Here is a 24178-nt window from a genome sequence, read left to right on the forward strand (position 1 = left end):
CGCTACCCGGCCAGGCCTGCGTTCTCGAGGTGAAGCTGGCCGCCGCCCTCGACCCAGGCGCCGGCGACGTCCGCGGTCTGCGCGGAGACGACGGTCGCCTGCAGCGGGACGATCAGCGGGACCTCTCTGTTGATGATCTCCTGGACTCTGCCCCACAGCTCCTGACGAGCGCTCTCGTCGGGCTCGGCGACCGCGGCGCGGTAGGCCGCCTCGAACTCGGGGCTGTCCCAGTTGCACTCGCAACGGCCCTTCAAGTAGAAGTTCAGCGAGTAGGCCGGCTCGGGCGGCGTCGACTGGAAGTTCGGGACGATCATGCCGGGGAACTTCTTGCCGGCCGGATAGAACTTGTCGGCCCACTTCGAGACCTCGTTGTTCTGGATCTCGAGCTCGATGCCGATCTCCTTCAGGCTCGCCTGGAGGATCTCGCCGCTGGTCTGCCACTCGGGGTTGGCGCCGGCCGTGCCCCACCAGATCAGCTTGTCGCCCGCTCTGACGCCGGCCTCGGCGAACAGTCTCTTCGCCATCTCGAGGTCGTAGGGGTACTCCTGCAGGTCGCCGCCGTAGGCCGGGTTGTCGGTCGCGAGCGCGTTGTTGGTCGGCGCCAGCAGGCCCTGGCCGAAGTAGGCGGCCTCGAGGATCGCCTCGCGGTCGGTCGCGTAGGCGACGGCCTGACGGGCCTTCGGGTCGTCGAACGGCGGGGAGGTCGCGTCCATCTCCCACGACGGCCACTGGCTCGGCAGCTCCGGCTTCAGCAGCTTGACGGCGGTGTCGCCCTCGAACTGCGCGGCGTCGGAGGCCGGCATCGACCAGAGGACGTTGAGGTCGCCGGAGCGCAGCGAGTTGACGGCTGCGGTCGGGTCGGAGGTCTTGACCAGTCTGATCTCGTCCAGCGGCGCCGGGTCGCCGAAGTAGTCCGGGTTTCTGACGAGTCTGACGCTGTCGTCGGGCAGGAACTCGGCGACCGTGTACGGGCCGGTGCCGACCGGTCTCTTGTCGATCGTTCCGAGCGATCTCGTGTCGAGGATCTTGACGTTCGTGATCGCCGACGGGAACAGCGCGTTGGCCGTTCTGAGCTGGAATACGACGGTGTCGTCGCCTCTCGCCGTCACCTTCGCGATCGGGGCGAGCTTGTTCGCCTCCTGCGTCGGCGTGTCTCTGTCGGTGTAGTAGTCGAAGACGCTGACGACCGACGCGGCGGTGACCGGCGTGCCGTCGTGGAATCTGACGCCGGAGCGCAGCGTGAAGGTCCACGTCCGCTGGTCGGCCGAGGCCTCCCATCTCTCCGCCAGGTCGGGCTCGACGGCGCCGCTCTCGGTCACCTTCGAGAGGCCGTTCCAGACCAGCGGGAAGAGGACCTCCTCCCACGCGAACGTGCGGATCGCGGGGTTGAGCTGGGGGATGCCCTGGGCGGCGCCGACCGTGATCGCCCCGCCGCTGGAGGCCGGTGCCGCGGTCGTCTCGCCGCCGTCGGCGCCCATGCCGACGTCGGTGTCGGTGCCGTCGGAGCCCGATCCGCCGCAGCCGGCGATCGCCACTGCCGCCAGCACCGCCGCGAGCACGCTCGCGAGCCAGGTGATTCGTGTCCTTCTCATCTCTGCAACGCCTCTCTTCTCCCGGGGAGTCGCCTGTCGCCGGACGGACCCGGCGTCTCTCTCGGCCGGACGTCCCGACCGTCTCGCCGGGCCCCGCCGGCCTGGTCGCCGACGCCGCCCGACGCCTTCACACTGCGCACACTAGACGCTATAGTATGTAGCGTCAAGCGTGGCGAGTGGGGCCGCTTTCCCAGGCGCCACGGGGGATCGGAGTCGGGTCCGCGTGCGCCAACACGCGGACCGCGCTCCACCCGGACAGGCGCTCGCCGTTCCACCCCGCCGGCCTCCCAGGGCGTCGGCGGGACCGCAGAAGAGGAGACATGACCGAACCGCTCGTCGTCGTGACCGACATCGATTTGCCCTCCGACGGCGGGGCCGCCGACCTGCTGCGCGCGGCCGGCTGCCGCGTCGAGGTCGCCGCCTGCACGACGGCGGATGAGGTCGCCGCGGCGGCCGCGGGCGCGACCGCGCTGATCGTCCAGTGGGCGAACGTTGACGCCGCTGCGCTCGACGCGCTGCCGGAGGTCCGGTTCATCAGCCGACTCGGGATCGGCTACGACATGATCGACGTCGACGCCGCGACGGCGCGCGGCGTCGCCGTCGCGAACACGCCCGACTACTGCGTCGAGGAGGTCGCGACCCACACCGTCGCGATGGCGCTCTCGCTGCTGCGGGCGCTCCCGGGCCTGGAGGCCGGCATGCGCGCCGGCCGCTGGGCGCCGACCGCCGACGGCAGCGGCGCCGTCCGCCCCTCCGAGACGACCGTCGCGATCGTCGGCTTCGGGCGGATCGGCTCCAGTGCCGCGCTGGCGCTGCGCGCCGCCGGCTTCCGCGTGCTCGTCAGCGACCCGTTCGTGAGCGCCGAGCGGATCGCCGCCGCCGGCCTCGAGGCGGCGCCGCTCGACGAGGCGCTGGCGCAGGCCGACCTCGTCTCGCTCCATACGCCGCTGACGGCCGAGACCCGCCACCTGCTCGACGGCGAGCGGCTCGCGACGATGAAGCCGGGCGTGCGGATCGTCAACACCTGCCGCGGCGGCCTGATCGACGAGCAGGCGCTGATCGCTGCGCTCGCCGGCGGCCAGGTCGGCGGCGCCGCGCTCGACGTCTACGAGGACGAGCCGCTGCCGGCCGACAGCGGCCTCCGCCACGCGCCGAACCTGATGCTCACGCCGCATGCGGCATGGTTCTCGCCCGCGGCGCTCGCCGAGCTGCCCCGCCGTGCGGCGGAGAACGTCGTGGCATTCCTGGCGAACCATCCCGTCCCGTCGATCGTCAACCCGGCGTACGTGGCGAGTGCAGGAGCACGCCAACCCGTCTAGCGACCGGAAGGGCTGCCGCGCCGTCTGCTATTTGCCATACCATGTAGCAAACCTGCGCAAGAAGCAACCGTCCGATCGAGGGGGAGAACCGCATTGCCGGGCTTGGAACCGGTCACCGACAAGAGCCTTGCCGACCGCGTCGTCGACCAGCTGCGCGACGCGATCCAGAACGGCGCCTACGCACCGGGCGACCGCCTCGTCGAGCGCAGACTGGCGGCCGAGCTCGGCGTCAGCCACATCCCCGTCCGCGAGGCGCTGACCCGTCTCGCCGAGGAGGGCCTGGTGGAGCGGCTGCCGCGCCGCGGCTCGCGCGTCGCCGCGATCGACGCGAAGGAGCTCGACGACCTCTCGAGCCTCCGCGTCGTGCTCGAGCAGTACGTCGTCGAGCGGGCGATGCAGAACTGGACCGCCGAGGCCGACGCGACGCTGCGCGCGATCGTCGCCGAGATGGAGGAGGCCGCCGAGGCCGGCGACACCTCGCGGCTGTTCGACCTCGACGTCCGCTTCCACGAGCAGCTCTGGGCGTTGACCGACCACGCGATGCTCGTCGACCTCGTCGCCCAGCTGCGCGGCCGCATCAGCCTCTTCCTGCGCGCGGCGACCGTCGCCCTGGAGCCGCAGGCGCTGAAGGCGCACGCCGCCTCCCACGCCGCGCTCGTCGACGCGATAGCGGGCGGCGACCGCCCGACCGCGCGCGAGGCGATGGCCGCCCACATCCAGGTCGCCGCCGAGCGGATCGAAGCGGGCCTGCCGGCGCCGGCCGACGGCGACGGGTAGCGCGGGCGGGCGGCCCGCGCCGCCTCGCCCGCGCCGCCTCCCGCGCCAGCCGCGCCCTCGCCCGGGCCGCCTCGCCGCGCCGCCTCGCCCGCGCCGCCTCCCGCGCCAGCCGCGCCCTCGCCCGGGCCGCCTCGCCGCGCCGCCTCGCCCGCGCCGCCTCCCCGCGCCAGCCGCGCCCTCGCCCGGGCCGCCTCGCCGCGCCGCCTCGCCCGCGCCGCCTCCCCGCGCCAGCCGCGCCCTCGCCGGGCCGATTGCGGCCGCGCCGGCGACCGCGTCCGCGGGGACGCGGTCGCCGAGCGGCGGTCAGCGGCGGCCGCGCACGATCGCGCTCGCCCGCAGGCGCGCGGCGCCGTCGCGGCGCGGGAGGAAGACGACCGAGACGGTGAGGCGGGCCGACGGCCGGCGCAGGCGGCGGGCCTCGCCCGGCCGCAGCCGCACGTGGAGCCGGTGGACCGCGGCCCGTCGCACCGCCGTGCGCTGCGCGACGACGCCCCGGCCGTGAACCCGGAGCCGACCGGCGCCGGGCGTCCGCACCGACAGCAGCAGTCTCCGCCCGCGGACTCTGGCGCCGACGACGCGCAGCCGGACCGTCCGCGACGCGACGCCGGCCGGTCCCCGCGCGCCACGCGGCCCCGCGGCGCCGGCCGGACCCGTCGGTCCGGCAGCGCCGGTCGGGCCGGTCGGTCCGGCGGCACCGGTCGGTCCGGCCGGCCCAGCCGGCCCCTGCGGCCCTTCCGGCCCCGGTCTCGCTCCGCCGTCCGGCGTCTCCGACGGCGCCCGCGACGGGTCGACCACGAGGAGCGCGCCGTCGCGCTCGACGGCGACTGCTCTGCCGTTCACGGTCGCGGCGACGACCGCCGTCGGCGCGGCGATCCGCAGCTCGCCGGGCAGCGCCGCCGCCTCCAGCGCCAGCGTGCCGCCGACGACACGGCCCGACAGTCGCTCGATCGGGGCGTCCGTCCGCACCAGCTCGACGCCGTCGGCGCCGACGATCCGGCTGCCCTCGACGAGCGCGAAGGCGCGCAGGCCCGCAGCGCCGACCGACCACCACGCCCGTCTGCCGTCGGAGGCGGCGCCGCCGAAGCGCAGCGTCGTGCCGGGGAGGTCGGAGCTGAGGAAGCGGTCCTCGGCTCCGGCGCGCCGGATCGCGAGCGCCGAGGCGGCGGCGGGCGCCAGCGCGCCGCCGTCGGCGCGCGCGACCGCGAGCCGCGTCGCCGACACCGGCGGCGCGGTCACGCCGGCGAACGGGTGGACGAGCGTGCTGGCGACGTGGGGCAGCGGGCCGGTGCGCAGGAACGAGGCGACCGGCGCCGCGAACTTGACGTTGTAGGTCGGCGAGTACCAGCCGCGGATCGGGTCCTCCTGCCCCTGCGCGACGCTGACGGCCGCGTCGTCGCCGCTGTCGACGACGACGCCGGCACGGGGCTTGCCCTCCTCCTCGGCGGTGACGAACGTGACCGCGCTGCGCGTGCGCGAGACGGTCGCGCGGCCGGGCGCGAACTGGAACTGCGCCGCGGTCTGCGCCGGCCGCTCGCCGACGACCCGGTCGGTGACGATCCAGTAGTCGGGCTTGGCGAAGAAGACCTCGCGGCGATGGGTCGCCGATCTGTCGCGCGCCGCTCCGTAGCCGTCGGCGTAGACGCCCGCGGCGTCGTCGAAGGTCGCGTCGCTCTTCCACCCCATGTCGAGCGGCGTCTCCGTCTCGTAGGTCGCCGTCAGCCCGAGCCGCCGCTGCCCCTCCCCGTCGACGAGGACGGTGCTGTGCGCCGCTGTCGAGGCGAAGAACGGCCGCCACGGCCCGGTCGCGGCGTAGGTGTAGCGCCCCGGGTCGACGATCAGCTCGCGGTCGTGCGCGTAGAGGTCGATCGCGAGCTTGTCCTCATGCTGATGGGCGATGCCGAACGGCCCCGCGTCGAAGATCAGCGACGCCGAGCCGGCCCGCTCGACGGCCTGGCCGCCCCACGGGAACAGCCGCGAGTCCGCGGCCGGCACGAGCGTCGGGTCGTCGTAGATCTCGGCGGCGATCCGCAGCAGCGTCTCCGGCGTCTCGGCGAGCGTGTGGTGGGCCGGGTCGCGCTCGCCGATCTCGCGGTACGCGGGGATGCCGGAGCCGTCGAGGTAGGTCCCGCCGCCTCCGAGCGTCTGCTCGGTCAGGTAGCGGTCGGAGTCGCCGAGCATCGGGATCGTGCCGTCGGCGCGGACGAGCCAGCGGAGGTAGTCGACCGTCGCGCGACCGCGCGGGGAGCGCATGAAGCTCGCGTCGTGGCCGTTGCGCTCGGCGAGCAGGCCGAGCCCGAGCAGGTACTGCGGGAAGACGCCGTGGTAGTGGGTCGCGAGCTCCTTCTCGGTCCCGTCCGGATAGATGTCTCTCTCCAGGATCGCCTCGACGTCGGCGATGCCGTGCTCGCGCCAGGTCGCGGCATCCCGGAACTCGGGGAACATGATCCCGACGTGCGCGAGCGCGGCCGAGATCATCCAGGCGATGTTGCCGCGCGTGTAGGACGTCCAGCGCACGGCGTCGAGCTGCCGCGCCCGCGCGAGCATCGACTTGAGGAAGGCGATCCGCGCGTCGACGCCGAACTCCGGCGCCTCGCGCAGCGTCTGCCAGGCATGCATCCACGGGCCAACCTGCAGCGCGCTCGTGAGCGGGTTGAGCGCGTGCTGCGGCTGCCCCTCCTCGGCGCTCCTCCGCAGGTAGCCGGCGAGGCTGGTGGCTTAGAGGGCGTCGCCCGTCCACCAGTACGCGTCGGCCAGCTCGTACATGTAGATCTGGTTGCCGTTGAGCTGGCTGGTGCGCGTCGTCTGGCTGTAGGTGATCCCCGCGACGATGTCTTCGGCGACCGTCCGGTCGAAGCCGGCGAACGGGGCCGGGCGCGAGCCGTTGCGTCTCAGCCACCGCGGCGCGGCGCGGTCGCGCATGTAGTCGGACAGCGCCGACCGGGCGGCCGGCCAGTCGGCCGCGTCGACGCCGCGCTGACCGCTTCGAGGCCGGGCCGGTCGAGGTCGAGCGCCGCGAAGAGGGCGTCGTCGGAGAGCTCCGCGTCATGCGGGAGGCGCAGGCGCGAGCCGAAGACGAGCGCGTCGAACGGGATGAAGAATCCGCTCGCCGCAGGGTGCTTCTCGCCGGTGACGCGCAACGTCATCGTGTGTGGCCCCGGCTCCAGCGGGCCGCTGTCGAACACGACGGCGGGCGCGATGCCGGAGGACGAGTAGAGGTCGACCGTGGCGACGACGGCGCCGTCGATCGCGACCTCCATCTTGCCGAGGTTCGAGGCCTTCGCGCCGATCACCTGGACGCGCGTCGCCTCGAACGGGATCGTCGCGGTCGCGCCGGCGGTCCGGCCGACGACGCGCGAGCCGCCGATGTCGTTGGGGCTCGTGTAGGTCTGCCAGGTCCCGGTGTAGGTGATCGCGGGGTCGGCCGAGTCGACCGCCTCCGGGACGGTCTCTGCGACGGCGCTCGAAGCGCCGATTGCGGCGCCCGCGAACATGGCGATTGCGGCCAGCGCGGCGAGTGCCCCGCGCCGACGGATGCGTTCTCTCCTCATGGCGGAGACGCTATAGCATATAGACTAGCTCTCTCTACGACGTCTGCGTCGTCGACCCCAGCCGTCTGCGCATCACCTCGATCGCGTCGGCGCGCTCGTCGATCAGGACGTAGCGGCGGCCGAGCTCGCCCGCGACGGCGCCGAGCGTGCCGGAGCCGGCGAAGAAGTCGAGGCACCAGCCGCCCGGCCGCGAGGAGGCCGCGACCATGCGGCGGACGATCCCCTCCGGCTTCTGCGTCGGGTAGCCGGTCTTCTCGGCGCCGTTGGTCGGCACGATCGTGTGCCACCAGACGTCGGTCGGGCGCTTGCCGCGCGCCGCCTTCTCCGGCGTCACGAGGCCGGGCGCCATGTACGGCTCGCGGTCGACGGCCTCGGCGTCGAAGTGGTGCGCGCCGGGCGCGCGGACGTAGACGAGGATCGTGTCGTGCTTCGCCGGCCAGCGGTTTCTCGGCTTGCCGCCGTAGTCGTAGGCCCAGATGATCTCGTTGAGGAAGCAGTCGCGCCCGAACAGCTCGTCGAGCAGCAGCTTGCAGTAGTGGGCCTCGCGGTAGTCGATGTGGAAGTAGAGCGTGCCGTGCTCGGCGAGCAGGCGGCGGGCCTGCTTCAGCCGCGGCTCCAGGAAGGCGAGGTAATCGCCGAAGCGGTCCTCGAAGGCGAGCGCGGCGAGCAGCTCGGTGCGGTAGCGGCGGCCGCCGAAGCCGACCCGGTCGCCGTCCTCGTGCGGCGCCGTCGCGACCGTCCGCCGCCGCTGCGAGCGGCCGGTGTTGAACGGCGGGTCGATGTAGATCACGTCGAAGCTGCCGCCGGGCAGCCGTATCAGCGCGTCGAGGTTCTCGCCGTGGAGGACGAGGTCGTCGTCGCCGAGCGGCAGCTCGTCGGGCAGCTCGTCGGTCCGCAGCACGCGCATCGCGCGCGGGACGGTATCCGGCCGGGCGGCCGCGTGGGCCGGCCCGGCGATCGCGGCCGTCATCGGTGGGGCCGCCCGTGCGGCTCGGCGCGGCGCGCCTCGTAGAGCACGACCAGCTCCGACAGCGGCACGCCGAGGCCGCGGCTGAGCGCCAGCAGCGTTCTGAAGGTCGCGTTGATCTCGCCCCGCTCGATCGCGCCGACGTAGTTGCGGTGGAGGCCGGAGCGATGGCCGAGCTCCTCCTGGGAGCAGGCGCGGCGGGCGCGCAGCTCGCGCGCGGCGCGGCCGAGGACGAGGTGCTCGGACGAGATGACCGCGCTGGAAGTACGCTTGTCGTGCATGAGGAGTTCTGGTCCTTGTGCCGGGCCGGGGGCTGTGTGCGCAGCGCCCCGGCCGTTTTTCGGGGTGAGCAGCACCGTAGGCGGGGGGTCGGACGAGGACGGGGGGCGAACAGGCGTTCTGCGCGAAGTTGGTGCAGATGCTGCGCAGAGCGTGCGCGGAGCGGGGTCGCCGCGTTGCGTCTGCGGTGGGCGCGACGCCGCGCGAGCGCGTCTGTCACGGTGGAGGGAGTCGTGCCGCAGAGCCCCCGCCGCCGTCGCTCCTCCCCTTCGTCCGCGTCCGCCAGCCGCTTCCGGCTGCTGCTGGCCGTGCTCGCGCTCGCGGGGATCGTCGCGCTGGTGCTGACGCAGCGGGGCGACGACGAGCCCGGCCCGCTGCCGCCGGCCGGCCGCGTCGCCGGCAGCGACGACGATCCCTTCCGCTACGACCCGGCGCGGGCGCGGGAGCTGACCGAGCGGGCCGCGCGCGGCACCGCCCACCCGCTCTTCACCAGAAGCCCCGGCGGCGCGATCGCGACCGCCGAGCGGGTCGCGCGGCTGCGCCCGCTGGTCGACGAGGCGGCGCGCGCGAGCGGCGGCGTCGTCGACGCGGCGACGCTGGAGGCGATGGTCTTCCTCGAGAGCGCCGGCCGCCCCGACGCGCTCTCCTCGACCGACCTCGACGGCGCCGTCGGGCTGACGCAGATCCTCGCCGAGACCGGCAGCGGGATGCTCGGCATGCGGGTCGACGTCGCCGCCAGCACGACGCTGACGCGGCGCCTGCGGCGCGCCGAGGCCCGCGAGGACCGGCGCGCCGCCGAGCGGATCGCCGAGCGCCGGCGCGCGGTCGACGAGCGCTTCGACCCGCGCAAGGCGCTCGCGGGGACGGTCCGCTACCTCGAATTCGCGCAGGAGCGGCTCGGGCGCGACGACCTCGCCGTCGTCTCCTACCACATGGGCGTCGGCAACCTGCAGCGCGCGATCGCGGCCTTCGGCGAGGGCGATCGGCCGCCGTACGTGCAGCTCTACTTCGGCAGCTCGCCGACCGAGAAGCCTGAGGCGTGGGAGATCCTCGCCGGCCTCGGCGACGAGTCGGCGCTCTACTACTGGAAGGTGCTCGCGGCGCGTGAGCTGATGGCGCTCCACCGCGACGACCCCGAGCGGCTGGAGCGGCTCGCCGAGCTGCAGACGCAGAAGGCGTCGAGCGAGAACGTGCTCCACCCGCCCGACGGCGAGGAGGCGTTCGCCGACGCCGACGCGCTGCTCGCCGCCTACGACGACGGGACGCTCGAGCGGCTGCCGACCAACGCCGCCGCGCTCGGGCTGCGCTTCGACCGCCAGATGGGCGAGCTGGCGTCGAAACTGGGCCAGCCGCAGACGCTCTACCGCGGGCTGCGGCCCGACGCGCTGAGGCTGCTCGTCGAGCTGGCCGCCGGCGTCAGAAGGATCTCCGGCGTCGACGCGCCGCTGATCGTCACCAGCACCGTCCGCGACCAGGACTACCAGGGGCAGCTCGCCGACGGCAACGGCGAGGCGACCCGCGCCCACTCCGTCCACACGACCGGCTGGTCGTTCGACATCCTGCGCCGGTACGAGAACGACCGCCAGGCGCGCGCCTTCCAGTTCATGCTCGACCGGCTCCAGGCGATGAACCTGATCGCATGGGTGCGGGAGCCGGCCGCGATCCACGTCACCGTCGCCGGCGACGCGGACCGCTGGCTGCGCTGAGCGCTACAGCAGCTCGCGCACCTTCGCGGCGACCGCCGCGGGCGTGATGCCGTACTCCTCCAGCACCAGCGCGCCGGGGGCGGAGGCGCCGAATCGCTCGATCGAGACGACGCCGTCGACCCACCGCTCCCAGCCCTGCGAGATGCCGGCCTCGACGGCGACCTTCGGCTGCCCGGGCGGCAGCACGCCGTCGCGGTAGGCCTGGTCCTGGGCCGCGAACAGCTCCCAGCTCGGCATCGCGACGACGCGCGTCGAGATCCCGTCGGCGGCGAGCATCTCGCGCGCGGCGAGCGCGACGCCGACCTCCGAGCCGGTCCCGACGATCGTCGCGACGGCGTCGCCCGACTCGGCGAGCACGTAGGCGCCCTTGTCGAGGCCCTGCGCGGAGCCGAGGACCGAGCGGTCGAGCGTCGGCACGTTCTGGCGCGTGAGGATCAGCACGGCCGGCCCCTCGACCTCCTCGATCGCGACCCGCCACGCCTCGGCGGTCTCGTTCGCGTCGCTGGGGCGGATCACGGTCAGGTTCGGGATCGCGCGCAGCGCCGCGAGGTGCTCGACCGGCTGATGGGTCGGGCCGTCCTCGCCGAGCGCGACCGAGTCGTGCGAGTAGACCCACAGGACCGGCAGGTTCATGAGCGCCGAGAGGCGGATCGCCGGGCGCATGTAGTCGGCGAACTGGAGGAAGGTCGCGCCGTAGGGCTTGACGATGCCGCCGTGCAGCGCGAGGCCGTTGACGGCGGCGCCCATCGCGTGCTCGCGGATCCCCCAGTAGACGTTGCGGGTCGCCTGCTCGCGCGAGTACGGGCCGTCGGCCTTGATCCCGGTCTTGACGCTCTCGTTGAGGTCGGCCGAGCCGCCGACGTGCGTCGGCAGGAACGGCGCGATCGCCTGGATCGTCTCGCCGGAGGCGCCGCGCGTCGCCAGCGACGGCTTCTCGGCCGGGTCCCAGCTCGGCAGCGCGGCGTCGAGCCCCGGCAGCGGCTTGCCGGCCCAGGCGAGGTCCCACTCGCGCGCCCGCTCGGCGTCGGCGGCGCGCCACGCCTGGAAGCGCTCCTCCCACGCGGCCTGCGCGGCCGCCCCGCGCTCGACGGCGCCGAAGGTCTCGTAGACGCCGTCGGGGACGTGGAACTGCTGGTCCGGATCCCAGCCGAGCACCTCCTTCGTCGCGCGCACCTCGTCCTCGCCGAGCGCGGCGCCGTGGGCGCCCGGGGTGCCCTGCTTGTTCGGGGCCGGGTAGCCGATCGTCGATCTGACGCGGATCAGCGACGGGCGGCCGGTCTCGGCCTGCGCCGCGGCGATCGCGGCGCGCAGGGCGTCGAGGTCGTTGGCGTCGTCGACGTCCAGCGTGTGCCAGCCATAGGCGTCGAAGCGCTTGTTGACGTCCTCGCGGTCGAACGTCAGCGACGTTCTGCCGTCGATCGAGATGTGGTTGTGGTCGTAGAGGAAGATCAGGTTGCCGAGGCCGAGGTGGCCGGCGAGCGAGGCCGCCTCCGCGCTGACGCCCTCCATCAGGTCGCCGTCGGAGCAGATCCCGTAGATGCGGTGGTCCTGGACCTCGGCGCCGTACCGCTCGCGCAGGAAGCGCTCCGCGAGCGCCATCCCGACCGCGTTGGCGACGCCCTGGCCGAGCGGGCCGGTCGTCGTCTCGACGCCCGGCGTGTGGTGGACCTCCGGGTGGCCCGGCGTCTTGGAGCCCCACTGCCGGAACGCTCTCAGGTCCTCCATCGAGACGTCGTAGCCGGAGAGGTGCAGGAGCGCGTAGATCAGCATCGACCCGTGGCCGGCCGACAGCACGAAGCGATCACGGTCGGGCCAGTGCGGGTCGCGCGGGTTGTGTCTCATCACCTCGGCGAACAGCAGGTAGCCGACCGGCGCCATGCCCATCGGCATGCCCGGGTGGCCGTTGCCGGCGTGCTCGATCGCATCCATCGCGAGGGTGCGGATCGTGTCGACGGCGAGCTGCTCGGAGGTGGCGGACTTGGGCGCGGTGGTGGCCATGGGTTCCCGTGGTGGTCGGCGCGGACGGATGGCCGGACGCACGGCGACGCGCGCCGACCTCGCGCGAAAGGGTAACCGCGTGCGCGGGGCGGCATCGGCATGGTCCGCACCCGCTTTCCGGTGCGGCTGCCGGCGCCTCCGGCTGGCCGGCCGGCTAGCCTGCACGCTTCGGCCAAGGCGGAAATGGGGCGCTGAGTTGTCGTGAGCACCGGGACGGGTCAGATCTCGCGAACGCCGGAGGACCGCTTCGACGGCCTCCCGGAGTTCCCGTGGAGAGCGCGCTACCGCGAGGTCGACGGGCTGCGGCTCGCCCACCTCGACGAGGGCGACGGCCCCCCGGTCGTGCTGCTGCACGGCGAGCCGACGTGGTCGTTCCTGTGGCGCAAGACGATGCGGCCGCTGCTCGACGCCGGCTACCGCGCGATCGTCCCCGACCACGCCGGCTTCGGCCGCTCCGACAAGCCGACCGCGCTCGACTGGTACTCCTACGACCGTCACACGGCGCTCGCCGCCGAGCTGCTGGAGCGGCTCGACCTGCGCGACGCGACGATCGTCGTCCACGACTGGGGCGGGCCGATCGGGCTGCGGCTCGCGGTCGAGCAGCGCGAGCGGATCGGGCGGATCGTGATGACCGACACCGGCCTTTTCACCGGTCGCCAGCAGATGAGCCCGGCGTGGGAGGCGTTCCGCGACTTCGTCGCCGGCAGCGAGGACCTGCCGATCGGGATGCTCGTGAGAGGCGGCTGCCACGCCGATCCCGGCGAGGAGGTGATCGCCGCCTACGAGGCGCCCTACCCGGACGCCGCCTCGAAGGCCGGCGCGCGCGCCTTCCCGCTGCTGATCCCGCGCACCCCGGACGAGCCGGGCGCCGAGGTCGGCCAGCGGACGCTCGACGCGCTCGCCGCCGACACGCGGCCGAAGCTCGTGCTGTGGGCCGACGGCGACCCGGTCATCCCGCTGAGCACCGGCGAGCGGTTCGCGGCCGCGATCGGCTCCGAGGTCGCGCACGTCGTGCCGGAGGCGGGGCATTTCCTGCAGGAGGACCAGGGCGAGCTGGTCGGACGGCTGATCGCGGAGTGGCTGGCGGCATGACCATGCTCGACGAGACCGAGCTGCCGCTCGTCGTCTCGCCGGCGAGCGACCACGGCTTCGCGCTGCGCTTCCTCGACGCCGGCAACGCGCTGCCGGGGATCCGCGCGCTGAAGCCGCTGATGCTCGAGCAGCTGGCGCTGCGCCGCGGCATGCACGTGCTGGAGCTCGGCTGCGGCGCCGGCGACGACGTGCGCGCCTTCGCCCGCCGCGTCGGCCCCGAGGGGCGGGTCGTCGGGATCGACGCCTCGCCGCCGATGGTCGCCGAGGCGGCGCGCCGCACCGCCGGGCGCAACCTCGCCGTCGAGTTCGCCGTCGGCGACGCGCTCGCGCTCGAGCTCGAGCCGGGCAGCTTCGACCGCGTGCGGATCGAACGGCTGCTGATGCACGTCGCCGGCGACCCGGCGACCGTCCTGCGCGAGAGCGCGCGCGTGCTGCGGCCCGGCGGGCGCGCCGTCGTCTTCGACTTCGACTGGGACGCGCTCGTGATCGAGGGCGCCGACCGCGAGCTGACCCGCCGGATCGTGCGCAGCTGCTCCGACGCGATCCGCAACGGCTGGGTCGGACGGGCGCTGCCGCGGCTGCTGCGCGGCGCCGGCTTCGCCGACGTGACGGCGGTCCCGCACGGCGTCGCGATCCCCTACGACTTCTTCGGCTGGCTCGTCTCCAGCCACCTCGACGAGGCGCTCGCGACGGGGCTGTTCACGCCCCAGGAGCTGATCGCGTGGTGGGACGAGCTCGACCGCGCCCACGCCGCCGGCGACTTCTACGCGGCGCTGCTCGGCATCGTCGCGACCGGCACGATCGCCGCCCCGTAACGGCGGGCACGCGGGCCGATCCCACGCCCGCCCCCGGGCCGCATGCGATCGCGTGCGGGCGTCGCCGCGCGGTCAGCGCCCGTGCACGCGATCGTGCGGACGCGCATCGGGCGGCCTGCCAAGGTGTTGGGAGCCGTGATGTCGTTCCGTCGTGCCGCATCCGCCGTGCCGCTCGCCGTCGCCGCCGTGCTCGCGAGCGCTGCCGGAGCCTCCGCCGCGCCGGCCGGGCCCGCCGCGCAGGCCGCCCCAGCAGGCTCCGCCGCCACTGCGCAGGCGGCGCCGTCCGCCCCAGCCGACTTCGAGCAGCGCGCGCCCGCGCTGACCGGCTCCCCGACCGCGCCCGACCCGCACCGACCGGCCGACGCCGCGCACGCGGCCGACGCCGGGCATGGGGCCGGCGCGGGGCACGGGGCCGGCGCCGCGCGCGCGGCCGGGGCGGGGCGCGCGGCCGGGGCGGGGCGCGCGGCCGGGGCGGGGCGCGCGGCCGGCGCTGGGCACGGGGCCGAGGCCGCACTGCGCGCGAGCGCGCCGGTCCGCGCGCCGCGGCCGTTCGACCTGCTCGGCCTCCGCGCCCGCGGAGCGCGCGACCTCGGCCACGTCGAGGTGCGGGTCCAGCGCGCGAGCGGCCGCTGGAGCCGCTGGGGCGAGATCCCGCACGGCGAGGACGTGCCGGCCGCCGACGGCCGCGGCGCCGTCTCCGGCCCGCTCTGGACGGGCCGCGCCGTCGCCTACCAGCTGCGCGCCGAGCGGCTGCCGCGCGACCTGCGCGTGCACTTCGTCGCCGTCCCGCGCACCGCCGCGCCCGCGGCGCCGATCGCCGCGGCCGCCGTCGGCGGGCGACCGGCGATCGTGCCGCGCTCACAGTGGGACCCGAGCGGGAGCTGCCAGCCGCGCACCCCGCCGAAGTACGGGCGCGTCGACTTCACGGTCGTCCACCACACCGAGTCGCTGACCGGCTACTCGCGTGCGAGCGCGGCCGCGATGGTGCTCGGGATCTGCCGCTTCCACCGCAACGGCAACGGCTGGCTCGACATCGGCTACAACCTGCTCGTCGATCGCTTCGGGACCGTCTACGAGGGTCGCGGCGGCGGCGTCGAGCAGCCGGTGATCGGCGCCCATGCCGGCGGCTGGAACGGCGTCTCGGCGGGGGTCGCGCTGATCGGCAGCTTCAGCAGCCGGCGGCCGACGACGGCCGCGCGGCGAGCGCTGACGAAGACGCTTGCGTGGAAGCTGTCGCTCGCCGGCGTGCCGGCGAGGGGGACGATCGCGAAGGTCTCCAGCGGCGGCGCCGAGAACCGCTGGAGCAGCGGGACGCGCGTCCCCTTCCAGCGCGTCTCGGGCCACCGCGACGCCGATCACACCACCTGCCCCGGCGGCGCCCTCTACGCGCTGCTGCCGAGCGTGCGCCGCGAGGTCGACGCGCAGCTCGCCGAGCCGCGCGACCTGCTCACGAACGCGCCGTTCGGCGGCGTGCTGGCGCAGGGCGGCCCGGCCTACCTGACCGGCCGGCTGGCGCTCGCCGACGGCCGCCGTCCCAACGGCGCGCGGCTGTCGCTGCAGCGCCGCGACGACGCCGACGACGCGTGGGAGCCGCTCGAGACGATCAGGACCGGCGCCGACGGGATCTGGTCGGCGAGCGTGCCGGTGACGGTCAACGGCAGCTTCCGCGTCGTCTCCGACGCGGTCGGGATCGGCTCGCCGGCCGCCGCCGTGCGGGTCGCGGCCGGCGTCACGGCGACCGTCTCGCCGCAGCTGCTGCGGCCGGGCAGACGCGTGACCGTCCGCGGCACGACGACGCCGGCCAAGGCGACGGTCGCGCTGCGCGTCGAGCGGCAGGCGCGTGCCGGCGGCCCGTGGCGGCGCGTGCGGGCGACGACGGTGCGGACCGTCGACGGCGACTGGTCGACGCAGGTGCGTCTGCCCGCGGCCGGACTCCACCGCTTCGTCGTCACGACCGCCGCCGACGACCTCAACGCCGCCGGCGCCGCGCCGGTCCGCACCGCGCAGGTGCGGGCGGCCGCGCGGTCGACGCGGCGGTGAACCGCTTCATCCGGTCGTCCTCCGCTCGTCGACTCGCTCGCTTCGGGACCGTCCGCGGCGACCGCCGCCAGGCCGGGTCTCCGTCAGCGCGGCTTCGGCGGCCCGCCGGGGACGAGGTCGCGGTCGGTCGGCTCCAACCGCTCGTCGAGCTCGATCTGCCAGTAGTAGCGCGTGAAGGTGCGGCCGGCGTCGAACTCGCCGACGTGCGGGGCGATCGTCTCGCCGCTCGCCATCCGCGCGATCAGCTCGGGGTAGGTGCGGCCGGCGGCGAGGGTCGCGTAGGTCGGGCCGGGGAAGGCACCGCCGAAGCGGGTGTTGACGTCGGTGATGCCGAGGCCGATCTCCTTGTCGCGGAAGGCCTGCACCGTGCAGGGGCCGCGCACGCCGAGCGCCTCGACGACCTCGACGCCGAGGTCGATCAGCTCTCTGTCCGCGATCACGGTGCCCTTGATCGACTCGCCGCCGCGCGACTCGAGCATCGTGCGCGGGATCGCGTTGAGGCAGCGGCCGTCGAGGTCGGAGAGCAGGTCGATCGAGAACTCCGGCCCGTCCATCCACCGCTGCACCATCGTCGGCTCCTTCACGTATCTGACGAAGAAGGCCGCCTCCTCAGCGTCGTGGGCGAGGTGGATCGAGCGGGCGCCCGAGCCCTGGCGCGGCTTCACCATCACCGGGTAGGACTCCGGCTGCTCGCCGGGCAGGACGGTCGGCGGCGACGGCAGCCCGTGGCGTTCCAGCAGCAGGTGGGCCTCGTACTTGTCGTAGGTCGCGCGGGCGATCTCCGGGTCGGGCACGAACGCCGGCAGCAGCCCGTCGGCGCGCGCCTGCGCGAGCACCTCGATGTCGAGGTCGGTCAGCGGTATCACCGCGCCGACGTCCCATCTCGCGCATGCCTCCTGCAGCGCGGGGACGTAGCCGGGGTCGTCGATCCGCGGCGGGGCGAAGCGATGGGTGGCGGCGTACTGGGCCGGCGCGAGCGGGTTGGGGTCGGCGGCGACGACGGTCGTGTGCTGCGCGAAGCAGGAGACGATGTCGTAGCGCTTGCCGACCCCGGTCAGCAGCACGGCTCTGCTCATCTGCCCCATCCGCCCGTCTCTCCCTTGTAGAGGCCGTCGCCCTTGACGACCAGTCTCCAGGTCCGGCTCAGGATCCTCAGGTCGAGCGCCAGCGACTGGTGCTCGACGTACCAGAGGTCGAGCTCGATCCGCTCCGACCACGGCAGCGCGGTGCGGCCGTTGATCTGCGCCCAGCCGGTCAGGCCGGGCTTGACGGCGAGGCGGCCGCGCTGGCGCTCGGTGTACTGGTCGACCTGGACCTGCACGGTCGGGCGCGGGCCGACGATCGACATCTCGCCGCGGACGACGTTCCAGAGGTTCGGCAGCTCGTCGAGCGAGGTGCGGCGCAGCAGCCTGCCCATCCGCGTGATGCGGTCGTCGCCCTCCTGGATCGCGAGGCCGGCGCCGGTGAACTCGGCCCCTCTCACCATCGTGCGCAGCTTGTAGATCTGAAACGGCCTGCCGTCCTTGCCGACCCGCGTCTGCCTGTAGATCGGATGGCCGGGCGACTCGAGCCGGATCAGCACGGCGGCGAGCGCGACGATCGGCGCGCCGAGGACGGTGCCGATCGTGCCGAGGACGAGGTCGATCGCCCGCTTCGCCACCGCGTCAGTCATCGACCGACCTCATCGCCCGCGAGTCCCCGGGCATTCCGCGACGCGGCGCTCTTGTCGCTCCCACGCCGCGAGAACGAGCCGCCAGGCGAGATTCAACGCGTGCCCTCCGGAGGCTCCCAGCCGGCCTCGGTCTCGCTGCGCATCACGTCGAGCAGGCCGGCGCCGAGCGCGGCGGTCGTCAGCACGTAGTAGCGGGCGACGAGGAAGGGGCGGGCCGGGATCGCCCGCGCGAGCGCGGCGGCGGCGAGGATTCCGAGCTGGGCGAGCAGCGCGAGCGCGTACGGACGGCCGCGGCGGGCGAGCACGACGCTGGTCGAGAGGACCGCGAGGTGGAGGAACGGCGTCGCGTAGCGGAGCACCCGGTGGGAGAGGATCATCAGCCCGTAGAGCGGGCCGTAGCCGCGCGGATCGAGCATCCTGCCGCGCAGGACGATCGGCCAGCCGTGGGTCATCATCCGCCGCTTGCGGGCGAACTCGCCCTCGATCGACGGGACCATCTTCTCGGTCGCGCGGGCGTCGGCGGCGTAGAGCGCCCGCCAGCCGTTCTTGACCATGTTGAACGGGAACGAGAGGTCGTGGCCCATGATCGGATCGACCTCGACGTACGCCTCTCTGCGGGTCGCGTAGATCGCGCCGTTGCCGGCGGTGATCGAGCGCAGGTCGGACTCGATGCCGCGCAGCGCCATCTCGTAGCGCCAGTAGAGGCCCTCCTGGTTGGTGCCGCCGTCGTTGACGAAGCTGACCTGGCCGCAGACGTAGCCGACGTCGGGCTGGCCGGCGAACGGCGCGACGAGCCGGCGCAGCGCGTCGGGCTCCCAGAAGGCGTTGGCGTCGGAGAAGGCGACGATCGCGCCGCGCGCCTGCCGCACGCCGGCGTCCTGCGCGCGGATCTTGCCGCCGCGCGGCAGCTCCAGCACCGTGTCGGCGCCGGCCTCGCGCGCCCGCTGCGGGGTCGCGTCGGGCGAGCCGTCGCAGGCGACGACGATCTCGAGCTTCTCGGCCGGATAGTCGAGCGCCTTCAGGTTGGCGACCTTCTCGGCGATCACCGACTCCTCCTGGTAGGCCGCGACGATCACGGTGACGGAGGGCAGCAGCGCGTCCGCGGCCGCGTCGTCGTCCGCCGGCGGCACGAGCGCCGCCCCGACCCGCGCCGGCCGTCTCGGCAGCAGCTTCGACAGCAGCGCCAACAGCAGCCCGTACCCGGCCTGCGCGTAGACGACGAGCGCGGCGCAGAGCCAGAAGAGGAGCTTCACGACGGGCACGGACGGGGATTCTTGCGAACCGCGCCCCGCGGCGCCGCTCCCTACCCGCCCCTCACCCCAGGTCTCCGGTCGCGGCTGGATGGTTCGACGGCAGATAGACGACCTCGACCTCCAGCTCCGGCATCCGCGCGAAGGCCTGGTCGCAGGTGACGATCGGAACGCCGAGCGTCTGCGCCGTCGCGGCGATCCAGAGGTCGTTGTCGCTGAAGACGAGGCCCCCGCTCACGGCCGACGCGATCGATCCGCGCCCAGACAGTCGCGATCTGCTCGTCGACGTCGACGCGGGGGAAGCGGTCGAGCCATGCCGTGGACGCCGCTGCGCGGGTCGGCCGTTGCCCGACTCTCAGCACGCCCGATCGTGCCTCGCCGACGGTGACCACGCTGACCGCGATCTTCGCCGCCTTCAATCGGCGCACGACGATGCCCGACCAGCCGTAGTCGGCCCGGCGCTCGGCGACGCGCTGGGCTGCCCCGACGTACGACGTGTCGGCCACCATCACCTCTCTCGTCATCGCGTCACGGCTCCGCAGTGAACTCGTCGAAGATGCCGCCCCACAGCTCCTCCTCTTCCTCGTCGGTGCCGCGCTCGTAGAGCGCTTGCAGCTCGCCCCAGCTGAGCAGGGGGATTCCCTGCTTGCGGGCGATCTCCTCGATGCGCCGGCCGGCCTCGGGGTTGGCCCACGGCTCGTCGGCGTCGGTTTGGGCGTCGGTCGAGATCAGCATGGCGGTCATCTTCCGCTGCCCAGGCTGGCGCGTCTACAGCCTCTGTGATGTACCACTGCTGTGGTGTGGCGATGCCGGCGCGGCAGGACCTCAGCCGCGCGGTTGGAGCGAGCGGTAGAGCGCGAGGGTTCTGGCGGCGATGCCGTCCCAGGAGTAGGGGCCGGTCGCGGCGGCGCGCGCGGCGGCGGCGAGGCGGTCGCGGGCGGCGGGGTCGGCGAGCAGGCGGGCGAGGGCGGCGCGGAGGGCGGCGGCGTCGCCCGGCGGGACCAGCTCGGCGGCACCGGTGGCGGCGACCTCGGGGAAGCCGCCGACCTCCGTCAGCAGCAGCGGGGAGCCGAAGGCGAGCGCGGTGAAGAGGACGCCGGACTGGTCGATCTCGCGGTAGGGCAGCACGACGAGGTCGGCCCGCTGGAAGAAGGCCGCGATCTCGTCGTCGGCGACGAACCGCTCGACGAAGCGGACGTTCGGCGGAGCGGCCGCGTGCAGCGGCGCGACGTCCATCTTCGGCAGGCCGACGATCCACAGCTCGGCGTCGTCGATCCCGCGCCACGCCTCCAGCAGCACGTCGATCCCCTTGTACGGCCGCAGCAGGCCGAAGCAGAGCGCGACCGGCCGCTCGCGCGGCACCGCGGCCAGCTCGGGGGGGAGCGGGCGGGGGGCGGGAACGGCGCCGGCCGAAGCGGACGCGCCCGCGCCGGCCGCGGGGCCGGCCGCCATCGGGGCGGGAGGCCCGGCGGCGCCGCCCGGCACGAAGTGGTCGAAGGCGCCGTGCGGGATCACGTGGACCTTGGCGGGGTCGATCCCGAGCTCCTCGCGCAGCCGCGCGGCGCCGTGCTCGGAGTGGACGACGACGGCGTCGACGCGCTCGTACAGCCGCCGCTGGGCGTCGAGCTGGCCGGGGCGCGGCTCGCGCGGCAGCACGTCGTGGGCGGTCAGCACGAGCGGGACGCCGCGGCCGGCCTGTCTCAGCGGCGCCAGCAGGTGGACGTCGAGCGGCTGGACGGTCAGCCACTGGAAGTGGACGACGTCGGGCCGCGTGCGCCGCACGTGCGCGGCCAGCCGGCCCATGTCGGGGAGGTGCTGCGCCAACTTGGCGCCCAGCCGCAGCCGCGAGCCGGCGGCTCCCGGCGCGATCCGATAGAACGACCGGGAGGTTTTGTAGCCGTGCCCCTGCGGGACCTCCCCGTAGGCGAAGCGGCTCGTGACCAGCTCGACGTCGGCGCCGGCCCGCGCGAGCGCCGCGGCAAGGGCGTGGTCGTAGGGCGGCGTGAAGGCCGACGGGTCGATCAGCTGGACGCGCAGCGGCGAAGACGGCATCCCGGCATCATCCCCCACCTGCAATGAGCATCGAAGTCTCCTACTGCATCGTCAACACCGAGCAGCGCGCGCTGCTCGAACGCTGCCTCGACGCGATCGCCGCCGAGCAGCGCGAGCTGCCGTTCGCGACCGAGGTGCTCGTGCTCGACAACGCCTCGCGCGACGGCTCGGTCGGGATGGCGCGCGCCCATCCCGTCACGACCGAGCTGATCAGACGCGAGCAGCGCCGCGGCAAGGCCGAGAACGACAGCACGCTGATGCAGCGCGCCCGCGGCCGCTACTGCCTGCTGCTGAACGAGGACTCCGAGCTGCGGCCGGGGGCGACGAGAGCGCTCCACGACGCGATCGACGCGACCGAGAGAGCGGCGACCGCCGGCGCCAAGCTGCTGCGCCCCGACGGCGCCCAGTACCCGTCGGCATGGCGCTTCCCGACGCCGCGGACCGCCTTCTGGGGCGCGGTCGGGATGCACAAGACGATGACGGTGCAGAGCCGCGGCGACGCCGTCCGCGAGGTCGACTGGGCCCAGTCGGCGGCGCTGATGGTGCGGCGCGAGGCGGCGGCGCGGATCGGCTGGATGGACCCGGCCTTCTTCGTCTACTCCGACGAGGTCGACTTCTGCAAGCGCCTCCACGACGCCGGCTGGAAGAACCTCTACGTGCCGCAGGCCGAGGCGGTCCACCACGAGCAGCTGTCGACCGGCAGCGTGCCGAAGCGGCGGATCGTCGAGCTGTCGCGCAACCGCGACCGCTACATGCGCAAGCACCACTCGGCGCTGTCGGCGCTGGCGGTGCGGTGGCTGACCGCCTGGACCTACGCGCTGCGCGCGCTCGCCGCCTACGTGCTGCCGCGCCACGACCCGGCGCGCTACTGGCACCACGTGCGCGCGACGCTCCACCCCGACCGCGGCGAGGGCCTGCGCGAGGCGGCCGCCGACTACAACCGCGGCGGCCCCCGGCTGTAGCGCTCAGGCGCCGCCGCCCGACCGGTCGCCGCGCCGGCCGGACCTCTGTCATCCGATGGGTCTCCTCGACCCACTGGATGACACAGGTCCGCGCGGAGGGCGGCGCTCTCTACCCCCGCCGGCCCGGCAGCAGCCGCCGCAGCGGCGCCACCATCGCGCGCAGCAGCTCGCGCTCCTGGGCGCGGTAGAAGCGCAGCGGGATCAGCAGCAGCGGCAGGATCGCGGTCAGCGCCGCCCGCGGCAGGAAGCCCTCGATCCCGGCGGTCGGCAGCAGCAGCTCGCCGGCGGCCGCGGCGCCGCCGACCACCAGCGCGATCTGCGCCACGCGCAGCCACTCGAAGTCGACGCGGAAGAGGTCGCGCGTCAGCAACCGCATGACGACGAGCATCGCGACGTAGGCGCCGGCGAGCGCGAGGCCGGCGCCGGCGATCCCGAGCGCGTCGGTCAGCACGATCAGCAGCACGACGTTGACGGCGAGGCCGACGGCGGCCGCGGGGAAGTTGCGCGTCGTCACCTCGGCCCGCCCGGCGATCACGACGAAGATCACGAACAGGCCGTAGAGCGCCCACCCGAGCGCCAGCCAGGGGATCGCGACGTGCGCCTCGTAGAACTGCGGCGCGGCGAGCAGTCTCGTCATCCAGCGGCCGAGCAGCAGCAGGCCGGCGACCGCCCAGCCGGTCAGCAGCAGGTAGTAGGTCGCGACGAAGGCGTAGAACCTGGCCGCCTCGTCGTCGTCCTTGATCGAGTAGGCCAGCGGCGGCCACGAGTACTGGAAGGCGCGGACCGCGAAGGCGACGACGCCGGCGAGCTTGACCGCGAGCGAGTAGACGCCGGCGGTCGCGGCGCCGTACTTGTGGAAGAGGTAGTAGCGGTCGACGAGGTTGAGCGCGTAGACCGAGGCGTCGGCCGGGACGGTCGGGAAGCCGAATCTGAGCAGCTCGCGCAGCGAGTGCAGGCGCGGGTGGGCCGAGCCGCCGCGGCGCGGCAGCAGCCGGCGGCGCATCGAGAGCCACAGCGCCAGCAGCACGACCGTCGAGGCGCCGTAGTTGCCGAGCAGCAGGCCGCGCGCGCCCTCGTCGCGCACGACGACGAGGAAGACGGTCAGCGCGATCGTCATCAGCACGTTCGAGAGCGTCGTGATCGCGTACGCCTTCGCGCGCTCGTCGACGCGCAGCAGCGCGTAGGCGAGCTCGAGGTTGGTGAAGGCCCACAGGCCGAGCACGGCGATGCGGAAGACGGTCGCGTCGCGGAAGCCGAGCACCACCTCCGACAGCGGCCCGGCGAACAGCGCCAGCGGGATCGCGACGACGGTCGTCGCCGCCAGCAGGAAGCCGACCGCGCGGCGGGCGAGCGCGTCGCGTCGCTCCTGGTCCTCGTCGACGTAGTGGTAGCGGACCAGCGCCTCGCCGATCCCCAGCCGCACGAGGATGCTGAACAGCACGATGCCGGTCATCAGCAGCTCCGCGACGCCGTACTGCGCCTCGGTCACGTGGCGCGTGTAGACCGGCAGCAGCGCCACCGCGAAGACCTTCGAGACGAGGTCGCCGACCTGGTAGGCGACCGTCGTCGTCAGAAGGCGCTTGATCAAGCTCTGCACGGCCGGGGACGGTACTCGGTCGATCGACTAGCGTCCCGGAGAGCGATGGCCGAGCACCGAGACGACCCGCTCGCCCTGCTGCTGCTGCCGGCGCCGCTGGAGCAGTTCGAGCATGCCGAGCACGCCCGCGACCTGCTGCGCGCGCCGCGCGTGCTGGCGCTCGAGCCGCCGCGGATGTCGTGGCGGCGGATCGCGCGGCTGCCCGACACGCTCGCGCTCGGGATCGGCGTGCGCCAGGCGCGGCGGCTGAAGCTGCCCGGCACCGTCCGCGTCGTCGTCCTCTACGACGCGCTGCAGCTGCCGCTCGCGCAGGGGCTGGCGCTGCGCTTCGGCGACGCCGAGCTGTGGCGCGCCATGACGGTCGAGGCGGCGGCCGCGCAGGCAGCGTGGGCGTTCGACCCGGCCGACCCGGCCGCGCTCGGCGACGCGGCGGGGGTCGACGCCTTCGACCGCAACGAGCCGCTGTGGGAGCGGCTCGCGGCGCTCGGCGTCGCCGAGTTCGAGGAGTGACG

At 74.3% G+C, this 24178-nt stretch carries 22 protein-coding genes; 8 read left to right on the forward strand and 14 right to left on the reverse strand.

All coding sequences use genetic code 11. The features are described 5' to 3' along the window. Positions 1–2: 2 nt before the first annotated feature. The gene (locus BDZ31_RS02525) at positions 3–1592 is read right to left on the reverse strand and encodes an ABC transporter substrate-binding protein (protein ID WP_183338664.1); all 1590 of its coding nucleotides are present in this window, start codon (positions 1590–1592) and stop codon (positions 3–5) included. A 320-nt stretch (positions 1593–1912) separates the two neighbouring features. On the opposite strand from BDZ31_RS02525, the gene BDZ31_RS02530 reads away from it, so the two are divergent. Both BDZ31_RS02530 and BDZ31_RS02535 read left to right on the forward strand, forming a co-directional pair. Further along, a complete protein-coding gene (locus tag BDZ31_RS02530; protein WP_183338666.1) occupies positions 1913–2911 on the forward strand; it encodes a C-terminal binding protein in 999 nt (332 codons plus the stop codon). A 93-nt stretch (positions 2912–3004) separates the two neighbouring features. After that, positions 3005–3688: a GntR family transcriptional regulator gene (locus BDZ31_RS02535; protein WP_221242790.1), complete on the forward strand. Its 684-nt coding sequence runs from the start codon at positions 3005–3007 to the stop codon at positions 3686–3688. Between the two features lie 303 nt (positions 3689–3991). On the opposite strand, the gene BDZ31_RS02540 is transcribed toward BDZ31_RS02535, so the two are convergent. The 5 genes from BDZ31_RS02540 to BDZ31_RS02560 are packed head-to-tail and all read right to left on the reverse strand — an operon-like array spanning position 3992 to position 8484. Next, positions 3992–6382 carry a heparinase II/III domain-containing protein gene (locus tag BDZ31_RS02540; protein ID WP_281381531.1) on the reverse strand — a complete coding sequence of 797 codons (2391 nt, stop codon included), beginning with the start codon at positions 6380–6382 and terminating at the stop codon, positions 3992–3994. Between the two features lie 21 nt (positions 6383–6403). Next, positions 6404–6607 (reverse strand): hypothetical protein, encoded by a 204-nt coding sequence (locus BDZ31_RS02545; RefSeq protein ID WP_183338671.1) that lies wholly within the window; start codon positions 6605–6607, stop codon positions 6404–6406. Next, the gene (locus tag BDZ31_RS02550) at positions 6577–7236 is read right to left on the reverse strand and encodes a hypothetical protein (protein ID WP_183338673.1); all 660 of its coding nucleotides are present in this window, start codon (positions 7234–7236) and stop codon (positions 6577–6579) included. The genes BDZ31_RS02545 and BDZ31_RS02550 overlap by 31 nt, the downstream gene beginning before the upstream one ends. 34 nt (positions 7237–7270) lie before the next feature. Continuing rightward, complete coding sequence (locus BDZ31_RS02555) at positions 7271–8143, reverse strand: DNA-methyltransferase (RefSeq protein ID WP_183338674.1); 873 nt, start codon at positions 8141–8143, stop codon at positions 7271–7273. Between the two features lie 59 nt (positions 8144–8202). Continuing rightward, positions 8203–8484: a helix-turn-helix domain-containing protein gene (locus tag BDZ31_RS02560; protein ID WP_183338676.1), complete on the reverse strand. Its 282-nt coding sequence runs from the start codon at positions 8482–8484 to the stop codon at positions 8203–8205. Between the two features lie 231 nt (positions 8485–8715). Between BDZ31_RS02560 and BDZ31_RS25770 the strand changes: the two genes are divergently transcribed. Then, a complete protein-coding gene (locus BDZ31_RS25770; protein ID WP_183338678.1) occupies positions 8716–10188 on the forward strand; it encodes a DUF5715 family protein in 1473 nt (490 codons plus the stop codon). A gap of 3 nt (positions 10189–10191) precedes the next feature. Here BDZ31_RS25770 and tkt read toward each other — a convergent pair whose 3' ends face one another. Then, positions 10192–12186: a transketolase gene (tkt, locus tag BDZ31_RS02570; protein WP_183338680.1), complete on the reverse strand. Its 1995-nt coding sequence runs from the start codon at positions 12184–12186 to the stop codon at positions 10192–10194. Positions 12187–12387: 201 nt separating this feature from the next. Here tkt and BDZ31_RS02575 point away from each other — a divergent pair, with 201 nt between their 5' ends. The 3 genes from BDZ31_RS02575 (at position 12388) to BDZ31_RS02585 (ending at position 16133) form a co-directional block, all read left to right on the forward strand. Then, positions 12388–13278 (forward strand): haloalkane dehalogenase, encoded by an 891-nt coding sequence (locus tag BDZ31_RS02575; RefSeq protein ID WP_343075509.1) that lies wholly within the window; start codon positions 12388–12390, stop codon positions 13276–13278. Continuing rightward, on the forward strand, positions 13275–14093 hold the full coding sequence (locus tag BDZ31_RS02580; RefSeq protein WP_183338682.1) for a methyltransferase domain-containing protein: 819 nt from the start codon (positions 13275–13277) through the stop codon (positions 14091–14093). The genes BDZ31_RS02575 and BDZ31_RS02580 overlap by 4 nt, the downstream gene beginning before the upstream one ends. A gap of 138 nt (positions 14094–14231) precedes the next feature. After that, positions 14232–16133 (forward strand): N-acetylmuramoyl-L-alanine amidase, encoded by a 1902-nt coding sequence (locus tag BDZ31_RS02585; protein WP_183338684.1) that lies wholly within the window; start codon positions 14232–14234, stop codon positions 16131–16133. An 83-nt stretch (positions 16134–16216) separates the two neighbouring features. Here BDZ31_RS02585 and BDZ31_RS02590 read toward each other — a convergent pair whose 3' ends face one another. The 6 genes from BDZ31_RS02590 to BDZ31_RS02615 all read right to left on the reverse strand — a co-directional run bounded on the left by BDZ31_RS02590 (position 16217) and on the right by BDZ31_RS02615 (position 21107). Beyond that, positions 16217–17209: an ATP-grasp domain-containing protein gene (locus BDZ31_RS02590; protein WP_183338686.1), complete on the reverse strand. Its 993-nt coding sequence runs from the start codon at positions 17207–17209 to the stop codon at positions 16217–16219. Continuing rightward, entirely contained in the window at positions 17206–17805 is a 600-nt protein-coding gene (locus BDZ31_RS02595; protein ID WP_183338688.1) for a sugar transferase, read from the reverse strand. Before BDZ31_RS02595 ends, BDZ31_RS02590 begins: the two co-directional genes overlap by 4 nt. Positions 17806–17897: 92 nt before the next feature. Next, positions 17898–19067: a glycosyltransferase gene (locus tag BDZ31_RS02600; RefSeq protein WP_183338690.1), complete on the reverse strand. Its 1170-nt coding sequence runs from the start codon at positions 19065–19067 to the stop codon at positions 17898–17900. A 52-nt stretch (positions 19068–19119) separates the two neighbouring features. Beyond that, positions 19120–19293 carry a PIN domain-containing protein gene (locus BDZ31_RS02605; RefSeq protein WP_183338692.1) on the reverse strand — a complete coding sequence of 58 codons (174 nt, stop codon included), beginning with the start codon at positions 19291–19293 and terminating at the stop codon, positions 19120–19122. Positions 19294–19583: 290 nt separating this feature from the next. Continuing rightward, positions 19584–19790: a hypothetical protein gene (locus BDZ31_RS02610; RefSeq protein ID WP_183338693.1), complete on the reverse strand. Its 207-nt coding sequence runs from the start codon at positions 19788–19790 to the stop codon at positions 19584–19586. 90 nt (positions 19791–19880) lie between these two features. Then, complete coding sequence (locus BDZ31_RS02615; RefSeq protein WP_183338695.1) at positions 19881–21107, reverse strand: glycosyltransferase; 1227 nt, start codon at positions 21105–21107, stop codon at positions 19881–19883. Between the two features lie 23 nt (positions 21108–21130). On the opposite strand from BDZ31_RS02615, the gene BDZ31_RS02620 reads away from it, so the two are divergent. Continuing rightward, positions 21131–22069, forward strand: a complete 939-nt coding sequence (locus BDZ31_RS02620; protein WP_183338697.1) for a glycosyltransferase family 2 protein — start codon at positions 21131–21133, stop codon at positions 22067–22069. A 109-nt stretch (positions 22070–22178) separates the two neighbouring features. Here BDZ31_RS02620 and BDZ31_RS02625 read toward each other — a convergent pair whose 3' ends face one another. Beyond that, complete coding sequence (locus tag BDZ31_RS02625) at positions 22179–23666, reverse strand: oligosaccharide flippase family protein (protein WP_183338699.1); 1488 nt, start codon at positions 23664–23666, stop codon at positions 22179–22181. 45 nt (positions 23667–23711) lie between these two features. On the opposite strand from BDZ31_RS02625, the gene BDZ31_RS02630 reads away from it, so the two are divergent. Then, positions 23712–24176: a hypothetical protein gene (locus BDZ31_RS02630; RefSeq protein WP_183338700.1), complete on the forward strand. Its 465-nt coding sequence runs from the start codon at positions 23712–23714 to the stop codon at positions 24174–24176. The last annotated feature ends 2 nt before the right edge of the window (positions 24177–24178 follow it).

The sequence above is a fragment of the Conexibacter arvalis genome (assembly GCF_014199525.1).
GTDB lineage: Bacteria > Actinomycetota > Thermoleophilia > Solirubrobacterales > Solirubrobacteraceae > Conexibacter > Conexibacter arvalis.

What these genes read in the sequence shown, in the direction of transcription:
- BDZ31_RS02580 (WP_183338682.1), top strand. Translation starts at nt 13,275, where the DNA reads ATGACCATGCTCGACGAGACCGAGCTGCCGCTCGTCGTCTCGCCGGCG.
- tkt (WP_183338680.1), bottom strand. Translation starts at nt 12,186, where the DNA reads ATGGCCACCACCGCGCCCAAGTCCGCCACCTCCGAGCAGCTCGCCGTC.
- BDZ31_RS02620 (WP_183338697.1), top strand. Translation starts at nt 21,131, where the DNA reads ATGAGCATCGAAGTCTCCTACTGCATCGTCAACACCGAGCAGCGCGCG.
- BDZ31_RS02550 (WP_183338673.1), bottom strand. Translation starts at nt 7,236, where the DNA reads ATGAGGAGAGAACGCATCCGTCGGCGCGGGGCACTCGCCGCGCTGGCC.
- BDZ31_RS02560 (WP_183338676.1), bottom strand. Translation starts at nt 8,484, where the DNA reads ATGCACGACAAGCGTACTTCCAGCGCGGTCATCTCGTCCGAGCACCTC.
- BDZ31_RS02590 (WP_183338686.1), bottom strand. Translation starts at nt 17,209, where the DNA reads ATGAGCAGAGCCGTGCTGCTGACCGGGGTCGGCAAGCGCTACGACATC.
- BDZ31_RS02610 (WP_183338693.1), bottom strand. Translation starts at nt 19,790, where the DNA reads ATGCTGATCTCGACCGACGCCCAAACCGACGCCGACGAGCCGTGGGCC.
- BDZ31_RS02545 (WP_183338671.1), bottom strand. Translation starts at nt 6,607, where the DNA reads ATGCGCGACCGCGCCGCGCCGCGGTGGCTGAGACGCAACGGCTCGCGC.
- BDZ31_RS02555 (WP_183338674.1), bottom strand. Translation starts at nt 8,143, where the DNA reads ATGCGCGTGCTGCGGACCGACGAGCTGCCCGACGAGCTGCCGCTCGGC.
- BDZ31_RS02630 (WP_183338700.1), top strand. Translation starts at nt 23,712, where the DNA reads ATGGCCGAGCACCGAGACGACCCGCTCGCCCTGCTGCTGCTGCCGGCG.
- BDZ31_RS02615 (WP_183338695.1), bottom strand. Translation starts at nt 21,107, where the DNA reads ATGCCGTCTTCGCCGCTGCGCGTCCAGCTGATCGACCCGTCGGCCTTC.
- BDZ31_RS02530 (WP_183338666.1), top strand. Translation starts at nt 1,913, where the DNA reads ATGACCGAACCGCTCGTCGTCGTGACCGACATCGATTTGCCCTCCGAC.
- BDZ31_RS02595 (WP_183338688.1), bottom strand. Translation starts at nt 17,805, where the DNA reads ATGACTGACGCGGTGGCGAAGCGGGCGATCGACCTCGTCCTCGGCACG.
- BDZ31_RS02585 (WP_183338684.1), top strand. Translation starts at nt 14,232, where the DNA reads ATGTCGTTCCGTCGTGCCGCATCCGCCGTGCCGCTCGCCGTCGCCGCC.
- BDZ31_RS02525 (WP_183338664.1), bottom strand. Translation starts at nt 1,592, where the DNA reads ATGAGAAGGACACGAATCACCTGGCTCGCGAGCGTGCTCGCGGCGGTG.